At 58.5% G+C, this 265-nt stretch carries 1 pseudogene; it reads left to right on the forward strand.

The window, feature by feature from the left end:
* Positions 1-175: 175 nt before the first annotated feature.
* Positions 176-265 (forward strand): annotated as a pseudogene (locus tag AC0L20_RS41165) (tyrosine-type recombinase/integrase); the annotation flags it as partial.

The raw sequence follows: 265 nt of genomic DNA on the forward strand, positions 1-265 counted from the left end.
GCGCGAAGCCACCGAAGTGATTCGCGCCCTGGGCGGGGTTCAGATGAGGATGAAGATCAGCGCCAAGCCGGCGAAGATCGCCCACTTTTCCAGGTAATACCGCGTACGGTTGCGCTTTTTGAGTTCTTTGCCGCGCAACCGGATTTTGTACAAGCGGGTAAACGCCCGGTTGAGCTCCTTCGCCAGCCATATGCTGGAGTCGTCCCAAGACCTGCGCGCGGTACAGGAACTGCTCGGCCACTCCGATATCAAGACCACGCAAATC

Source organism: Bradyrhizobium sp. Kon58, assembly GCF_055807455.1.